Origin of the sequence: Campylobacter sp. RM16187 (assembly GCF_025319965.1) — a bacterium.
Taxonomy (GTDB): Bacteria; Campylobacterota; Campylobacteria; order Campylobacterales; family Campylobacteraceae; genus Campylobacter_A.
Genome location: NZ_CP012549.1, coordinates 1751079 through 1767632 on the forward strand (window position 1 = coordinate 1751079; position 16554 = coordinate 1767632).

Annotated in this window: 16 protein-coding genes and 1 tRNA gene; 6 read left to right on the forward strand and 11 right to left on the reverse strand. The window is 35.2% G+C overall.

Annotated elements, in window-relative coordinates; genetic code table 11:
• Positions 1 to 2 precede the first annotated feature (2 nt).
• The 8 genes from CDOMF_RS09345 to CDOMF_RS09380 form a co-directional block, all read right to left on the reverse strand.
• Complete coding sequence (locus tag CDOMF_RS09345; protein WP_260951731.1) at positions 3 to 449, reverse strand: carbamoyl-phosphate synthase domain-containing protein; 447 nt, start codon at positions 447 to 449, stop codon at positions 3 to 5.
• The gene (locus CDOMF_RS09350; protein ID WP_260951732.1) at positions 446 to 1000 is read right to left on the reverse strand and encodes a DUF507 family protein; all 555 of its coding nucleotides are present in this window, start codon (positions 998 to 1000) and stop codon (positions 446 to 448) included. Before CDOMF_RS09350 ends, CDOMF_RS09345 begins: the two co-directional genes overlap by 4 nt.
• A gap of 92 nt (positions 1001 to 1092) precedes the next feature.
• Entirely contained in the window at positions 1093 to 1680 is a 588-nt protein-coding gene (locus CDOMF_RS09355) for a MotE family protein (RefSeq protein ID WP_169975765.1), read from the reverse strand.
• Entirely contained in the window at positions 1677 to 2105 is a 429-nt protein-coding gene (locus CDOMF_RS09360; protein ID WP_260951733.1) for a flagellar export protein FliJ, read from the reverse strand. The genes CDOMF_RS09355 and CDOMF_RS09360 overlap by 4 nt, the downstream gene beginning before the upstream one ends.
• The gene (locus CDOMF_RS09365; RefSeq protein ID WP_260951734.1) at positions 2102 to 3352 is read right to left on the reverse strand and encodes an adenylosuccinate synthase; all 1251 of its coding nucleotides are present in this window, start codon (positions 3350 to 3352) and stop codon (positions 2102 to 2104) included. The genes CDOMF_RS09360 and CDOMF_RS09365 overlap by 4 nt, the downstream gene beginning before the upstream one ends.
• A 22-nt stretch (positions 3353 to 3374) precedes the next feature.
• Positions 3375 to 4247, reverse strand: a complete 873-nt coding sequence (locus CDOMF_RS09370; protein WP_260951735.1) for an ATP phosphoribosyltransferase regulatory subunit — start codon at positions 4245 to 4247, stop codon at positions 3375 to 3377.
• A gap of 13 nt (positions 4248 to 4260) precedes the next feature.
• Positions 4261 to 8163 carry a bifunctional diguanylate cyclase/phosphodiesterase gene (locus CDOMF_RS09375; RefSeq protein ID WP_260951736.1) on the reverse strand — a complete coding sequence of 1301 codons (3903 nt, stop codon included), beginning with the start codon at positions 8161 to 8163 and terminating at the stop codon, positions 4261 to 4263.
• Between the two features lie 117 nt (positions 8164 to 8280).
• Positions 8281 to 8378 (reverse strand) — tRNA-Sec (locus tag CDOMF_RS09380).
• A gap of 82 nt (positions 8379 to 8460) precedes the next feature.
• On the opposite strand from CDOMF_RS09380, the gene CDOMF_RS09385 reads away from it, so the two are divergent.
• On the forward strand, positions 8461 to 9060 hold the full coding sequence (locus CDOMF_RS09385; RefSeq protein WP_260951737.1) for a BON domain-containing protein: 600 nt from the start codon (positions 8461 to 8463) through the stop codon (positions 9058 to 9060).
• Positions 9061 to 9066: 6 nt separating this feature from the next.
• Here the strand turns inward: CDOMF_RS09385 and CDOMF_RS09390 are convergent, their stop codons facing one another.
• Genes CDOMF_RS09390 through CDOMF_RS09400 form a run of 3 tightly spaced genes read right to left on the reverse strand, consistent with a single transcriptional unit; the run spans position 9067 to position 12807 of the window.
• On the reverse strand, positions 9067 to 11520 hold the full coding sequence (locus tag CDOMF_RS09390) for an efflux RND transporter permease subunit (RefSeq protein ID WP_260951738.1): 2454 nt from the start codon (positions 11518 to 11520) through the stop codon (positions 9067 to 9069).
• 5 nt (positions 11521 to 11525) lie between these two features.
• Positions 11526 to 12116: an MlaC/ttg2D family ABC transporter substrate-binding protein gene (locus CDOMF_RS09395; RefSeq protein ID WP_169975661.1), complete on the reverse strand. Its 591-nt coding sequence runs from the start codon at positions 12114 to 12116 to the stop codon at positions 11526 to 11528.
• Between the two features lies 1 nt (position 12117).
• On the reverse strand, positions 12118 to 12807 hold the full coding sequence (locus CDOMF_RS09400; RefSeq protein ID WP_260951739.1) for an MlaA family lipoprotein: 690 nt from the start codon (positions 12805 to 12807) through the stop codon (positions 12118 to 12120).
• 200 nt (positions 12808 to 13007) lie between these two features.
• Between CDOMF_RS09400 and CDOMF_RS09405 the strand changes: the two genes are divergently transcribed.
• Genes CDOMF_RS09405 through modB form a run of 5 tightly spaced genes read left to right on the forward strand, consistent with a single transcriptional unit; the run spans position 13008 to position 16469 of the window.
• Positions 13008 to 13790: a TOBE domain-containing protein gene (locus CDOMF_RS09405; protein ID WP_260951740.1), complete on the forward strand. Its 783-nt coding sequence runs from the start codon at positions 13008 to 13010 to the stop codon at positions 13788 to 13790.
• Positions 13791 to 13792: 2 nt separating this feature from the next.
• A complete protein-coding gene (gene modA / locus CDOMF_RS09410; RefSeq protein WP_260951741.1) occupies positions 13793 to 14539 on the forward strand; it encodes a molybdate ABC transporter substrate-binding protein in 747 nt (248 codons plus the stop codon).
• A complete protein-coding gene (locus CDOMF_RS09415; protein ID WP_260951742.1) occupies positions 14539 to 14934 on the forward strand; it encodes a TOBE domain-containing protein in 396 nt (131 codons plus the stop codon). The genes modA and CDOMF_RS09415 overlap by 1 nt, the downstream gene beginning before the upstream one ends.
• Positions 14927 to 15796 carry an ABC transporter ATP-binding protein gene (locus tag CDOMF_RS09420; RefSeq protein ID WP_260951743.1) on the forward strand — a complete coding sequence of 290 codons (870 nt, stop codon included), beginning with the start codon at positions 14927 to 14929 and terminating at the stop codon, positions 15794 to 15796. Before CDOMF_RS09415 ends, CDOMF_RS09420 begins: the two co-directional genes overlap by 8 nt.
• Positions 15789 to 16469: a molybdate ABC transporter permease subunit gene (modB, locus tag CDOMF_RS09425; RefSeq protein WP_260951744.1), complete on the forward strand. Its 681-nt coding sequence runs from the start codon at positions 15789 to 15791 to the stop codon at positions 16467 to 16469. The genes CDOMF_RS09420 and modB overlap by 8 nt, the downstream gene beginning before the upstream one ends.
• Positions 16470 to 16554: the final 85 nt, after the last annotated feature.

The following is a 16554-nucleotide window of genomic DNA, read 5'->3' on the forward strand; positions in this document are numbered from 1 at the left end:
ATTTAGGATCTATTATCTAGCATCTGTTTTAAATCATTAGGATTTGAAATTTCTGTCGATATAGCGGCTCTTAGCTCGCCTTTTTCACGAATAAGCATAGTTAAAAATCTAGTATCTATATCATAAACACCGAATTTTCCATTCTCTTTGAAAAACTCATCCAAATCTTTTGTAGCTCTAAAATTTGAAGGCCTCTTATTAAAAGATCGTATCAAAATAGAGCTAACGTGAATTTTATCACTGTTAGAATCTTCATTGTTTGTGCCGACTATGCCGATCTCAGGAGATGTAAAAACTATGAATTTCCCATCATAACTAGGATCTGTTATAATTTCTTGATATGCTGTAAAGCTTGTATTAAAAACCATATTAGCAACCGCGCTTCCACCTTTTCCGAAAGCTTTAGCCTTTAAAAATACGCCGTTTTCAAGATATATATAAGCTTTCATTGCAGCATTCCCTTTTTTCTTAACTCTTCTTCATAAAGTCTTTCAAATACTATATCGTATTCTTCGGTTCCTGGTATAAGCTTTCTTTTGTAGCTATCGATTTTAGAGATTACAACATCTTCAAGCTTTTCATAGATTTTTATATAGTCTTCAATGGAGCCATAAATCACATTTTTTACTCTATTTTCAGATACGCTATAGTCCATTAGCCCTTTTTTCCAAGCGGCTTCAAGAATCAAGTGAGCGATATTATTGAATCTATCTTCGTAAGACAATATTACATCATAGTCTTTCGCAAGCTTTTTCTTGACAAGCCAAAACATATTTTTTCTATCCACTTGCATAAATTCCATCTCGTTTTCATTCTCTTCTAAAACCTGATTTACTCGCTCTTCAAGAGCCCTTTCACGCTGCAAATCACTATCTAATATCTCTTTTGCAAGTGCACAGAGCGGTTCAATGCCTTTACTTAAAGTAACAAATCCTGAATTTAATAGATCAATTGCAATCTTTTGCGATATATATGGAGTGTGTGGCAGTTTAATACGCATTTTTACCTCTCTTTTTTAGTTTGGATTTTAACTAAAAAAAGGTAAAAAAAGGTTAAATTCTAACTCATAAGAAACACAGATATTTACAAAAACTATAAATTTAGCAAATTGCCGGCCGGTCCTTCAAGCTTAATGGACGAATCAATTTTATTATCTTTATCTTTTTTTCCAAAAGGTGGGCCTTGCTTGATTAGAAGAGTTATTTCAGACGCCACAGCAGGCTCCATTTTAGCCATTATAGAAGAGATTTTTTTAGGAGCTAAAGCATACATTATGCTTGCAGCGCTTATCCTATCCATAGCACTTAACACATCTGCCGCGGCCTGATCTTTCATCTTTCCGTATGCTTCGCCAACCTTATCAGTTGTCATTGTTTTAATCTGAGACAAAATTTCATCATTTCTTTTTACTAAATTTTCTATATGAGCTTTTTGTTCCTCTATTTTAGCCAAAGTCGCATTTATATCACTCTCTTTTTTGCTTAGCTGTGCATTTCTCTCTCTAAAAATAGCCTCGCTTGACGCCCTAAAGGCTTCAAGTCCTTGCTTCTCCTCATCTATTCTCTCTATTTCTTTTATAAGCTCACCCTTTCTAGCCTCAAATATAGAGACACAATCAACAGGAACTTCAGCTCCAAAAAGAAATAATGCGAATATAGATAAAGATAAAATTTTTCTCAAATCTCACTCTCTTTTAAATAGGTATATCTCATAGTAGCAAACTCATCAATAGAATTTTGCTCAAGCTTTTTAACTCTAGCAAGCTCCGCTTTAAACTCTTCGCTCTCAAGATATTTCATCTTCTCATATTCTAAGCTTGCGTTTTTATACTGATGCTCAAAGTGCATTATACTTTTCTTAACAAGCTCAAGCCTTTGAGAAAGTATATCTTTCTCTTTTCTGATCAAATTTAAAAACTCTAAAGAGCCTTTAAGCTCGGTAAATTCACCATTTGAAGGTAGCTTAAAAGAGGCTATTTTCAAATTTGTATCATTAATAAAATTTTCTATCATATCGGCTTCAACCCTGCTTTTAGCAAGCCTGAGACCGATTTTATCTAATTTTTGTTTTTTTACTTTTACAATCTGAGTAAATTTACTCTTCATCTAACAATAGTATCTTCTCTTTCTGGGCTGGTTGATATTATGCCAACCTTTGTGCCGGTTAGCTCCTCTATACGCTCAATATAGGCCTTTGCATTTTGCGGCAAGTCGTCAAATTTACGAATTCCCTCAACCTTATCCCAGCCTTCAAGCTCTTCGTATATAGGCTTAACATTTTCAAGATCTGTAGGAAAATAATCGATAATCTCACCCTTATACTCATAAGCCTTACAAATTTTCACCTTATCAAAGCCATCTAAAACATCAAGCTTCATAAGAGCAAATTTATCCACTCCATCAAGTCTTGCTGCATATTTTACAGCTACTGCATCAAACCATCCGCAACGTCTTCTTCTGCCTGTAGTAGTGCCAAACTCTTTGCCTGTTTCGCACATTATATCGCCATCTGTACCAAAATCCTCGGTAGGGAAAGCCCCGTTTCCAACACGAGTAGTATAGGCTTTGATTATGCCTATTACTTCACCTACCTCTTTTGGGCTAATGCCTATTCCGCTACAGCTTCCTGCGCTTATAGTATTTGAGCTAGTTACATAAGGATATGTGCCGTGATCTATATCAAGTAGAGTTCCTTGCGCACCCTCAAGCATTATTTTTTTATTACTATCAAGCGCTTTCCAAACCATCTGAGTAGTGTTTGCAATAAATTTTCCAAGCTCTTTTTTATATAGTTTTAGCTCGTCCAAAAGTTCATTTTTACTAGGAATAACAACACCTAAAGTATCAAGAAAGCTCTTGTTCTCACTAAAATCATTCATTAGATCATCGCATAGTTTTTCAGGATCCAAAAGCTCTCCCATTCTATGACCGTTTCTGCTTATTTTATCTGCATATGCGGGACCTATTCCTTTACCTGTCGTTCCTATAGCGTTTTTACCTTTAAGACGCTCTTTTGCCTGATCGATTAAAGCGTGATGGCGCAAATTTAGATGCGCCTTATCGCTTATAAAAAATCTTCCTTCAAGAGCTTCAAACTGCTTAATTTCTTTAACTAAAAATTCAGGGCATACGACAACTCCGTTGCCTATTATATTGATTATATTTTTATGCAAAACCCCGGAAGGAACCAAATGAAGAGCATATTTAACGCCATTGGTCCATATTGTGTGACCGGCATTATGTCCGCCTTGGCATCTGCAAACCATATCGTAGTTGGCACTTAGCATATCTACTATCTTACCCTTACCCTCATCTCCCCACTGCACGCCTACTATCAGATCAGCTCTATTCATCTTAAATCCTTCAATAAATTCTTTATATATTCTTATCTTTTAAATTTTCTAGCAAAGCATCCACATAGACGCCAAAACCGCTACTTTTAATACCGTCTATTTCGTAATTTCCACCGCCGCTTAATATATCATTACCACTTAAAAACCTAAAAAATAGTTTATCGTAATATCTCATCTTTGAATAATATAGTGGAACTATTCTTAAATTTTCGCATTGCGACAGCTCAGCCACTCTTTTTATCTCGTTAAGAGGCTCTTTTAGCTCATCTGGAACAATACTATAAATTTCATCTATCTCTTTTACGCTATTTACAAAAGCAAGTTTTTTGAGCCACTCCTCTTTTTGATTCAAAATTTTCTCTATCTCTCCATGCTCAAATATGGATATAGGCAGATTTAAAAGCCTGCAAACTATATGCGGTATTTCGATATGGCTTATTTGAAGATGAGGCTTAAGTCCTAACTTATCGAATAAATTTTTAGCCATTTTTACGCTTATGGCGAGATCTGTTTCGCCTATCAGTTCTGCACCTATCTGATGAAATTCGCTACTAGGATATTTAAAAACAGGCTGAATGTAAAACCATCGTTTTGGTTCGGTATCCTTAAGCCTTCTAAGGACTATTCTCACGACATCTACGGTACTGTCGGCTCTTAAACTTACTTGGTTATTGGCATGATCGCTAAATCTAAGTAGCTGAGTTGGAGATACGCTTAAGTGTTGATGATATGAAAAATATGGAGTTACAATCTCATGAAATCCATTTTCCAACAAAATTCTACTAGCGAGATTCTCAATGTCCCTTTTTAAAGTCGCTATCTTCCCAAAATATAGTCTGCTTCCGACAGGAATTTCATGTTCATATACCCTGCCTTCAAAATTTTTAAATTCCATAAATTTTCAGTCCTTACTCTAAAGTCAAAATCTTATCACGCTTATCTTTTAATTTAACAACAAGCTTTGATATACTTTGACCTTGCTCTATATTTGTTAAAATTTGCATAATTATACCTGTTGTCTCAACATGAATAGACACTTTATGAAAATCTGAAATATGCTTTTTATAGGATTCAACCATCAATTCACTATAATTTCTAGCAAATTCTTTTGTATCAAATTTGTTAAAATTTGAAGCGCTTAGCATATCAAGCAAACTCTTTATCCAGCCCTTATGCATAACCGCCAAATTGCACCATATAAGCTCACTCTCTTTAAGAGCCTCTATATGCTTTAATTTGTCTGGAATTTTATATGTTTCAAGCCAATGTTTAATGCTCTCAAGCCTCATTGGAGGAGCTATATATCCTCCTTGCAAGTTGTGATACCCCGCCTTCATAAGCAAATACATACTCTCAGATGTCTCTACTCCCTTTGCAATGGCTTCTTTTAAAAATATATTAGATAAAGTAAGAATTGATTTTAATATAATCAAGCTATCAGCCTCTTTTACCACTCCCAGACTTAAGTATTTTGAGACCTTTAATTTATCGGCATAGATATTTTTTAAATTTTGAATAGAAGTAGATTTTGAGCCGAATTGATCGAGTATAAGAGATATACCATAGCTTTTATAAGTATTTAAAATTTCATTACTATCAATAGGCTGCTTAAATGAAGAGGCATCTTTAATATTAAGCTCAAGCATATGAAAGTTATTGTGCTCTCTGCTTTCGGCAATGGAATGAAATTTCTTTATAAAGTCTGATCTATGAATAAGCTCTAAGGTTACATTTACGCTAACTTTTAAATCGAGTCCGTATTTTGTGCGCATACGAGATTGATCTTTAAGTGCCATATCTATATTCCAAAGCACTAAATCATCATATATATAACCATTTGCTATAAGAGGTAAAATTTCTTCACACAAAATCGTATTTCCGGTCTTTCTAGCTATAAATGTTTCAAGACCGACAATCTTATTTGTTTTTATATTTAATATAGGTTGATATAGAAGCGAAAATTCATCATTTAAAAGACTTGATGATATTCTATCGGATAATGCATAGTGATCTCTAAAATACTTATCCGCATCAGGATCAAATATATAGTATTTATTTTTGCCTGATAATTTTGACTGATACATAGCCCAATCAGCCTGCTCTATAAGTGTATCTTGATCTATATCTATCTTTTGAGGATATAAGCTTGCACCAACACTGGCACTCACTCTTAGATGCTTATTGTTTATCACAATATCTCTACTTGCAGCCCTTAATATGTCCTCTAATATATCATTAATCTCATTTTTATAAGTTAAATCATTTACAATAGCTATAAATTCATCCCCGCCAATCCTTGCTAAAACATCATTTTCTTTTAAAACAATGCTGATATTTTTTGAAATTGCGATCAATAGCCTATCGCCAACAGAGTGTCCATGCAAATCGTTTATAGGTTTAAAATTATCTATGTCTATGTATATAACAGCAATGGAAGTCTTTGTGCTTACAGTATTTATCATTGCATCATTTAGTTTTTTAGAGAATAAAAATCTATTCGGGAGTTTTGTTAGTGCATCATAATAGGCTATTTGCTCTAAATTTTCTTCTTTTTCTTTAGCATGCGAGATATCTGAAAAAATAGCTATAAAGTTTTCTATACTGCCGTCTTTGTCATAAACGGTGCTTATAGTCAAAAGCTCTAGGTATTTTTTACCATCTTTCTTTTTATTCCAAATATGACCTCTCCAATACCCTTCATTGATAACATTGCGCCACAAATTAGCAAAAAATTTGCTATCATGAGTACCAGAATTTAATAAATTCGAAGAGCTTCCTATAGCCTCTTCTTTAGAGTATCCCGTTATTTGAACAAAAGCATCGTTTACGTCTATAAATTTACCATCAGTCCCTACCACAGCCATAGCTTCTTGAGAATTTGAAAATAAATTTGAGACTATTTTTTTATATTTATCAGCATCATTTTTATACTTTAGACCGTCTATTTCATAATAGTTGCCATTATGCAAAGTATGATTTGAAGGGTTATTGTTTAAATCCATTTTATCTATAATAGAACTGTCTACAAAATACCCTATGACCTCATCTATATTTTTATCGTCACTAGATATAAATTTTAAAAAAACATTACAAGTTACAACTTCTAAATTTTTCTTCAATATCCTGATAGAGGATAAAAATTCATAATCTTTTTTTACCGCATTAGTACTAAATAATCTAAATTTGATATTAAATTCATTAAAGATTTTATCAAAGTCTGCAGGATGTATAATATTTTTAAAACTAAAATCATCAGCCAGCATCTCTTCTAGCCTATAGCCTAATATAATCTCGGTATTAATCGAGACGCTTAAAATATCTTGCATAAAGCCATTTTTCCAAGATATTTTAAATATCGGAGAGTAGATATTAGCCTCATTCTCTCTTTTAAAATTTCTCTTATTTATTTTTTCCCAAGTAATATCTTCAATTAAACAAAATCCTAGCTTATTATCATCCGCTTCTATATTTTTCTTTTTTATCAATACATCTTTTATATCGCCATTTGAGAGTATATGTCTAGCTTCGTAAGCTACTGTATTGTCACTACAGTCACAAGTCATAATATTTGCACCTTTTGCACTATCGGCATCAAGGTCTTGCAATCTTTTACTTAAAAATTCATCTCTGGAAAATCCATAAAATTCTAATGCCTTTGAACTAGCCTCTACAATATCACCTGTTTTTGCATCGATCAAAAGTATAACCAGAGGACCCTGTTCAAAAAGGTATCCAAATTTTTTCTCATATTCTAAAAAGCTATTTTTTTTGTTTTGAAAATTTTCATTAACATGGATAATCGAATCCACCATTTCGTTAAAATCAGTTATATAGCCAGTGCTTACATACTGACCGATACTCTCCTCTTTTTCAAGCTTTTTTATAAGCTTTTTTATAAACAATATAGGCTTTATAATACCATTTACGGCAAATTTGACATCCACAAAAACTAAAAATAGTCCTATTAAAAAAAATGCTAGACATATACCTAAAAATAGCCAGTTTGTATACAATATATTGCTAATAGGGCGATAAGTTACAACAGCTGTTCTGGCTTTAGGGATGTATTGAACCATGTAAAGGTCAAAGTTGTCTGCCCCCCAGTTAATTCTAATACTATTTTGGTCTGCATAATTCATGTCTACGCTATAAATATCAAATATGGCTTTTTGCTTTAAAACAAGCTCTATATCTTGGTGAAACAAAATTCTTCCATCTTTATTAATGATAAAAGAGTTTGCCCCCGCTGAATTTTGCATTTGCAATAACTCATTATATATGTAGTTTAGCTTTACTTCGGCAATTAAAATTTTACCATTCTCAAGATCTTTTACAATAAACCTGGTTGGAATATCTCCATGATGAAAGTCAAATTTGGATCTATAAAATCCATCTACAAATTTATCCTTCCATGGTTTTGATTTAAAAAAATGTAGATACTCTTTATTTACATCTCTATGAGAAAAGGTAGAAATTTCAATATCGCCATCAATTGTAGCAACATGCATAGCGTAATATTTCTTGTGATTACTCATTGAGTAATCCAAAATAGCCCTTGTGTTAGTATTGTCTGATGTTATATATCTGCTAATAAGTGTAAGTTCGTCGTTGACGGTTTTGACATTATTTAAAATAATATTTCTAAGCTCTTGATTGCTTAAATACATATTTTCGCGAATTTCATTGAATTTAATATTTACAGCAAAAGCTATTATGCAAAATATCGCAATAATAGTGACTAAATTTGCGAAATAAACTCTATTTAAAATATTATAAGACAAGCTTTTATTTTTATTGCTTGAAAAAATCATACTCTATAAAAACCTTCCAATTTTATCTAGATAGGCATTATTGTATCATCTTTTTTATTTTTATCTAATATAAGAAATAATAAAAAATTGATTAAGAATAAAAATTCACATTTAATATGGCGAGAGGATGAGAGAATCGAACTCCCCGCAGAACGGTCAACCGCCCCGCCATCGGATTTGAAGTCCGCGAGCGCCACCAGATCGCTTTATCCTCCACAAGGATCGTATTTTATCAAATTTTATATAAATTTTAGTTTGATTTTTATAGTATTTAATCAAAATTCCCTTGGACTGGCTATGAATATCGGGCTGACTATTAAAAGAATTATTATTTTATTACCTATGTTTTTACTAAGTGGATGCTTAGACATGATTACCCGTCCGATTTCTCCTATGACAGGAGTAAATATATATGACGCCTACTCCATATCTCAGGATGAAAGAGGAATCTACTCAATCGCAAGAGACAAATTTGTAAAAAGTAAAATTCAGAGCAAAATTCTATTAAGCTCAGGACTTAGTAATATCAGTATAGATGTAGAGAGTTTTTATGGAAATGTCTATCTAATAGGCGTTGTACCAGATATTAAACACAAAGAAAAACTTATAGAGTTAACCAAAAACACCGAAGGCGTAAAGAAAATTTACACCTATATAAGATTTCCAAGTGACGCAAAAGAGTGCAAAAGCAACCTAAATATCATGCTTGCACTCAAAAACAACCTATTTAGAGACAGTAAGATAAGCGGTACTAGCGTAAGAGTTAGCGTTGTGCAATGTAACGTCGTATTTACAGGCATCATAACCGATATAGAGCAAGAAAAGCACGCTATCTGGTATGCTAAACATATCGAAGGCGTGAATGATGTCTATTCGTTCTTGAGGGTTATGAAATAAATTTATCTACTTAGCAACGCTTTTTGCATAAAACGTATGAATAAGCGCAGGCAAGAGCACAAGCGCTCCAAGTAGCATCATAACCATAACCAAATCAGTAAGAAGTCCAAAGTAAATAGTCGGGATAAAATTGCTCGTAACCATCACGCTAAAACCTAAAAATATCGCAAACGAAGTGTAATACATCGCGTAACCTATGCTTGCGTGCGAAGCCTTTATACTCTCCGCCACGCCTTTACTTCGGCGCTCTTCGCGGTATCTGTGGATATAGTGTATGATGTCATCCACGCCGATACCGATACTTATGGAAGCTATCGTGATACTCATGATATCAAGCGGAATTCCCGCCGCTCCCATCACGCCAAAGACCACACAAAGCGGGATAATGTTTGTAATAATGCTAATAATCGCAAGTTTTATGCTCTTAAAAATTATGCAAAATATCACAAAAAGCGTCAAAACAACAAAGCCAAGAGAATCGATCTGCGAGTAAATCAGGCTTTGAAGCATATTGTTATAAAGCACCATTGCGCCGCTTATCTGCACTTTTACGTTATCATCTTTAGTTAAATTTACTATCTCGCTTTCAAGCATCTTTAAAAACTCATCTCGCCTAAGCTTCTCGTCCGAGTCAATAGTTCTAAGCGAAAATCTCACTTGATTATCCGCGATGCTAACATAAGGGCTTAAAATGATATCTTTGTAAATTTCAGGCATCTGCTCATACATCACGCTTAGTAAGAAGTCATCAATCACGCCGTCGTTTAAAATTTCAATGATCTCCAAAAGCGTGCCAAGACTTGAAACTTTGCCCACAAATTCCTTGCTTTCAAGATGAGTATGCACCTTTTTTACAATGTTCATCTTATGGCTGTTAAACCAGTACTTAGCCTCGCTTTCATTAGCCTTAAACTCATCTTCAAATTCATCTTTGGGCTCGTTTTTAGCTTCATCTTTACTTGCTTCATTAAATGTTATAAGCACGTCCACAGGCACCGTTCCGCCAAGCTTGGTGTCGACTACCTGCATGCCTTTAAAAATTTCAGTCGAGCTTTTGAAATACTCGATGAAGCTGTTTTCAACGCGAAGTTTTGAAATGCCGTAAATTCCAAAAGCGAGCATAAACGCGCTTATAGCATAAACTGCGAATTTCGAAGTTAAGGCAAAATTTGCACAAATTTTAGTAAAGCTAAATTTATTTTCAAACGTCCTAACCGGAGCAAGTTTTTTAAGCTCTGAAACCACGCTACCAAATAGCAAAAACGCAAGCACAAGCGAGATGGATATGCTCGTACTCATCATCACGCCAAGCATGATAACAGGCTTTATATCCGAAAATGCAAGCGATAAAAAGCCGATAACCGTCGTAAATATCGCGAAAAAAGACGGCTTAAATTTATCTCTAAGCGTTAGATAAACGAGCTGGTGCTGATTTAAGCTTGGTTTTGTTATGAAAAATTCCCTGTAGCTAACTATGAGGTGAATGACAACAGAGATCGTAATTATCAGCTGAAGAGCTATGAAATTTGACGATATAACCGTTATCTCCCAGCCCAAAAAGCCAAAAAGCCCTGTCGCAAAAATCACACTAATCGCGCAGATAAATATAGGTAAAACAACCCAACGAAGCTGCCTAAAAAATAGCCACAAGCTAAATATCAAAAGTAAAGAAACGCTTATGCCGTAAGTGTAGAGATCTGATTTTACGAAGGTTACCATGTCGCTTGCGATCATGTTTACTCCGCCTAAAAACAGCGTCTCATCGCCTCTAAATTTATCAAGCACGCTTCGTATATGATCGATACTTGCTTGCTCTTTTACTCGCAAGTCGTCGCGATAGGCTTTAAAGTCCGAATTTGCGCTTTTTAAAGCTTCTTTGTCGCCGCTGCTTAAAGTGCCGTTTAGCTCTTTATTTAAGAGAAAATTTCTAGCGTTTAAAAACTTGGCGTATCTTTTATCATCTTTTAAATTTAAGATTATCGCGGTGGTTTTTAGATCCTTGCTTACAAGCGCGTTTGTGTATAGCGGACTGCTTGCAAACTCGCTCATCACGGCAGTTTTGTTGATATCTTTATCTTCAAGAGTTGGCACTCGCTTGATGATATCGCTTAGCGAGCCGGCCGAGCTTTGAAGAAGCGGAACGTTTAGTATGGATACGATATTTTCAACTAGCTCGTTTTGCTCAAATTCTTTTGATAAATTTCTAATCTTTTCAAGCGTAATATCGTCTAAAAGCCCATTTTTTGGAGTGTATGCCACAACTAAGTAGTTAGGGCTTGCATATCTTTTGGCAACATCGCGAAAAAGAGCTAAATCTTTATCATTTTCAAGCAGAAGCGTTTCAGTCGAAGCATCAACGGCAAGTTTTGTAGAAAAATATCCAAAAACAAGCGTTAAAAGCAGTACCGCAGCTATAACTCGCTTAGGATAAAAAACGATAAATTTAAAGATGGATTTCATTAAATTTATTTGCTATCCTCAGGCAAATTTACTGTCTCCAGTCTTTTTAGCAGCTCTTCAAAGCTTCCTTTTTCAAGCAGGCTTCCAAACTGGCTTCTATAAGTCTGAACTATGCTAACGCCTAAGATATCAAGGTCGTAAATTAGCCAGCCACGATCCTTTGCGTCATAAAATTTATAGACAAAAGGATAGCTTTTGCCTTCGCTCACGACTTCGCCGTTTAGCCAGTATCTTTTTTCGTTTGGCTTTGTGAACTCTTTTAAATTTATCTGTTGATCGTTGTAGCTTAGAAGTTTATCTACATATGAGTTTTTAAGGCGAGTTTCAAAGGCTTTATCAAACTGCTCTTTTTGCACATCGCTTAGTGCGTCATAGCGCTTTGATAGGCTGATTTTAGCCATCTGTTTGTAGTCAAAAAACGGATCAAAGATGGCAAAAATTTTATCCGCTTTTTCATCTTTATTTAAATTTTTGTCCTTTAGCACTTTTATCGCGTTTTGAGTCGCGCTTTCAACGCTTGGTTTTATCTCACTCTCGCTTATCGCAAATAGTGAAACACTCAAAAACATAGCACAAATAATTTTTAAAAATTTCATTTTATTCCTTTATCAAATAGTTGCGGCGCTGTTCGTAAGCATCGCGTAAAAATGGATATAGATCAACTGCATCTTTTTTAAGTCTATCGTATGCATCAACATCTAAAGAGATATTGTTTAGTTTTTGATAAATCTTGATCCCGTTTGAAGAGGCTTGAGGATCCACAAATGTTATAGGATTTACAAAATAATCCCCCCAAAATCCGAGCAGATCTCTTAAATTATAAGGTCCTACCAAAGGCAATACTATATGAAAGCCACTTCCAACACCCCAAAAACCTAAAGTTTGACCAAAATCCTCATCATGCCGCTGTAAATTATAATATTTAGCTCCGTCCGTTAGTCCACCAAAACCTATTATAGTATTGGCTACAAATCTTAAAGTCTCTTCTCCGGCTTCTTTAAATTTTAGTTGTAAAACATTATTTACAAACCTCACAGGAAACATTAAATTATCAAAAAAGTTATCAACAGCCTCTCTGGCCGGTTGCGGAATAATATAATTATATCCTTTGAGTGTCGGATTTAATAAATTTTCATATAAGAAATCATTGACATTGGTCATGGCCCTATTATATCTGGACAATGGATCAAAAACCTCTGTTTTGTCTTTGAATTCATCATCAAATTCGCTAATATCATTTGCAAATAGAATGATGAAACCAAGCAAAAAAGAAAAAATAAATTTCATCAAAACCTTTCAAAAAAATTAATAATATCAAAAAAATTATAACAAAAGCTTTGATTTTATAATTTTGTTGCTTTTAAATTTATAAAATTATAAATACACAAAAATAACGCTGAAAAAATTTTCAGTTTATTTTTATATATACTATTTTATACTTAAAAAATTATATTTTTATATCAAAGCAAATAATAGAGGAAATTTTAATGAAAGCTGATGTAAGTTTAGAGTTATTTTTAGATAGCGGAGTGCCTGTTTTAGCAAAACATATAAGCCTTCTTAAGGCTGTAGACGAAACAAAAAGCATAACAAAAGCGGCCGAGTTTGTAGGAATTTCATATAAAAATGCCTGGGATAGTCTTGACGCGCTAAATAACCGTTCGGAAAAACCGCTTATAACAAGAGCGCAGGGCAATAAGAAAAATAGCGGAAGTGAGTTGACCGAGTATGGAAGAAAGATGATAAGCGTTTACGAAGCTATGCTTGCATCTCAAAAAGTATTTTTGGAAAAAGTATGTTCAAATATTGATATTTCAACTAACGAAATAGCAAATTTACAACGTATGAGCATGAATTTGAGTGCTAGAAATCAACTATCATGCGAGATAATTAAAATTAAAACAGGAGCCGTAAATTCAGACATAATAGCCAAACTATCAAATGGCGAAATTTTACATGCCGCCGTTACTGTAGAATCAGAAAAAAATTTAAATTTAAAAGTCGGCAAAAAAGTAGTATTTATATTTAAAGCTCCAAGCGTTATGCTTGCCAAGGACGAAAATCTAAACATAAGTGCGGCAAATCAACTAAAAGGCAAGGTGATAGAGGCTAAAATCGGCTCGGTAAGCGCTGAAATAGTCCTTGAGATAAACGATCATCAAACCATCACCGCAATCATAACAAAAGATAGCGCAATGGAGATGAAAATAGGCGTTGGCGACGAACTAACAGCCGTAATCAAATCAAGTCAAATCATAATAGGAGTATAAATATGAAAAAAACTTTCTTTTCATTAGTTTTAGCAACAATTGCGGCTTTCAACCTAAACGCAGGCGAGATCAACGTATTTGCGGCAGCAAACGTAACTTATGCGTTTGAAGAGCTAAAGGCTGAATTTGCCAAGACAAATCCGGACACAAAAGTAACCGTAACACTTGGCGGAAGCGGCGCTTTGACAACTCAGATCAAAAACGGCGCACCTGCTGATGTATTTATGGCGGCAAATATGAAATTTGTTGAGAACCTTGATGAAGCGGGCTTTTCTGCAACTCGTCCTATAGTTTACGCTCAAGGCGCACTTGCACTATTTAGCATCCGCGATATCGACTTCAAAAAAGGCATAAAAGCTGTTGAGGGACTAAAAGCTATAGCTATCGCACTTCCTGAGTCGGCACCTTACGGCAAAGCTAGTATCGAAGCGCTTAAAAAAGATGGAATTTTTGATAAAGTTGAAAAAAACATCATCTACACAAAGTCAATTTCAGAGGCTCTAAGCTCAGCTCTTAGCGCGGCAGATGCCGGATTTATCGCAGCTAGCGCAATGTATGATCCAAAAATGGCTCAATACAAAGAGGGCAAAAACTTCATCTTAGTTAATCCTGATCTTTACACTCCGATCGATCAAGGCGTAATCCTTCTAAAACGCGGCGAAAACAACCCTGAAGCCAAGGCGTTTTATGATTTTATCCTAAGCGAAAAAGCAAAAGAGATCTTTAGAAAATTCGGATACAACATATAATGATAAAGGCCCAAGTTTCAAATATAACCGGCAACCAGGACGTAAATCTCTTTGAATTTACTTCAGGCGAGATGAAATTTTATATGCTTGGGCTTGAAAATTTAGATGAGTTTAAAATAGGCGATAGCGTAAAACTCGCCTTTAAAAGCTCAGACGTCATCATCGCAACGACTCCTTTGAAAAACTGCTCGCTTACAAACGAGATAAAAGCGACAATCTCAAATTTAACCAAAGGCAATATCACAAGCGTTTTGCATTTAAAGTCTTTAAATTTCGAATTTGAAAGCATAATAACGACAAAATCTTGCCGGAGGTTAAATCTTAAACAAAATGACGAAATTTACGCTTACGTAAAAGCCACTTCACTTTATATCAGCGATAAAAACCGTGATTGAATTTAGATGCAAAAAGATCTTAAACGGCTCTGGCGGACAGTTTTGCCTTGACGTTGATCTAGATATCAAAAAAGGCGAATTCGTAGCCCTTTACGGCAAAAGCGGAAGCGGTAAAACTACTCTTTTACGCTTGCTTGCAGGCTTTGAAACCCCCGATAGCGGAGTGATAAAAGTTAAGGACAAATTCTTTTTTAATGCGGGAAAATCATTGCCGCCTCAAAAGAGAAATATAGGATTTTTGTTTCAAGATTACGCTCTGTTTGAAAATATGAACGTGCTTAAAAATTTGCTTTTTGCAAACAATGATTTAAAGCTTGCAAACCACCTGCTTGACCTAGTTGAGCTAACATCACTTAAAAACGCTCAAATTTCAAAGCTCTCGGGCGGTCAAAAGCAGCGTGTGGCGCTTGCAAGGGCGCTTATGCGAAAGCCTGAAATTATGCTGCTTGACGAGCCGCTTTCCGCGCTTGATATATCTATGCGCGAAAAGTTGCAAGACTATCTGCTTAAAATTCACCGCGAATTTGATATGACGACCATCTTGGTAAGCCACGATATAGCTGAAATTTATAAACTTACTTCAAAGGTATTTGTCCTAAGTGAAGGTGTGATAGAGCGCTGCGGAAGCGCCGGCGAGATATTTTTAAAGCACTCAAATTCCCAAAAGCTTAGCTTTCATGCCAAAATTTTAGAAATTCAAAAGCGCGACTGTATCTATGTGGCGATCACTCTTGTCGGACAGCAGCTTTGCGAAGTAGTCTTAAGCCATCAGGAAGCGGCGAATCTAAAAGCGGGCGACGAGGCTACGCTTAGCGCAAAAGCATTTGCGGCAACTCTTAGAAAAAGCAAAAGCGATGTTTGATATATCAAGTATTGATTTTACGCCGTTTTATCTATCATTAAAACTTGCTTTTATCACGACGATTATATTGTTTTTTGCCACGCTACCGCTTGCCTACTGGCTAAGCAGATCAAATTTCAAAGCCAAACCGATAATCGAATCCATAGTGGCCCTTCCGCTTGTTTTACCGCCATCGGTGCTTGGATTTTATATGCTTGTATTTCTTTCGCCATACAATTTCTTTGGCAAATTTATGGAAGAAAATTTCGATATACGCTTGGTTTTTAACTTCTCGGGACTTGTTATAGCAAGCTGTATCTACTCGCTTCCGTTTATGTTTCAGCCGTTGCAAGCTGGGTTTTCAAGCCTGCCAAAGAGCCTTTTTGAGGCGAGTTATTCACTGGGTAAAGGCAAATGGACTACGCTTTTTATGGTTGCGTTGCCAAATATCAAGCCTTCGCTTTTAACCGCACTTATCGTTAGCTTTGCCCATACTTTGGGTGAATTTGGCGTGGTGCTGATGATAGGAGGAAGTGTCGGTGATAAGACAAAGGTCGCAAGCATAGCCATTTACGAAGCGGTCGAGCTGATGGATTATCAAAAAGCGCATATTTACTCCGCACTCATGCTCATAATCAGCTTTGCCGTGCTGTTTTTGGTCTATTTCTTTAACGCCAAACAGAAAAAAGCCTAAATTTTAAGCTCAAATTTTACCGATTGCAGCTCTACTCGCGCAGCTTTAGCGCAAATTTATGCTATCATAAAATCAAATTTAACAA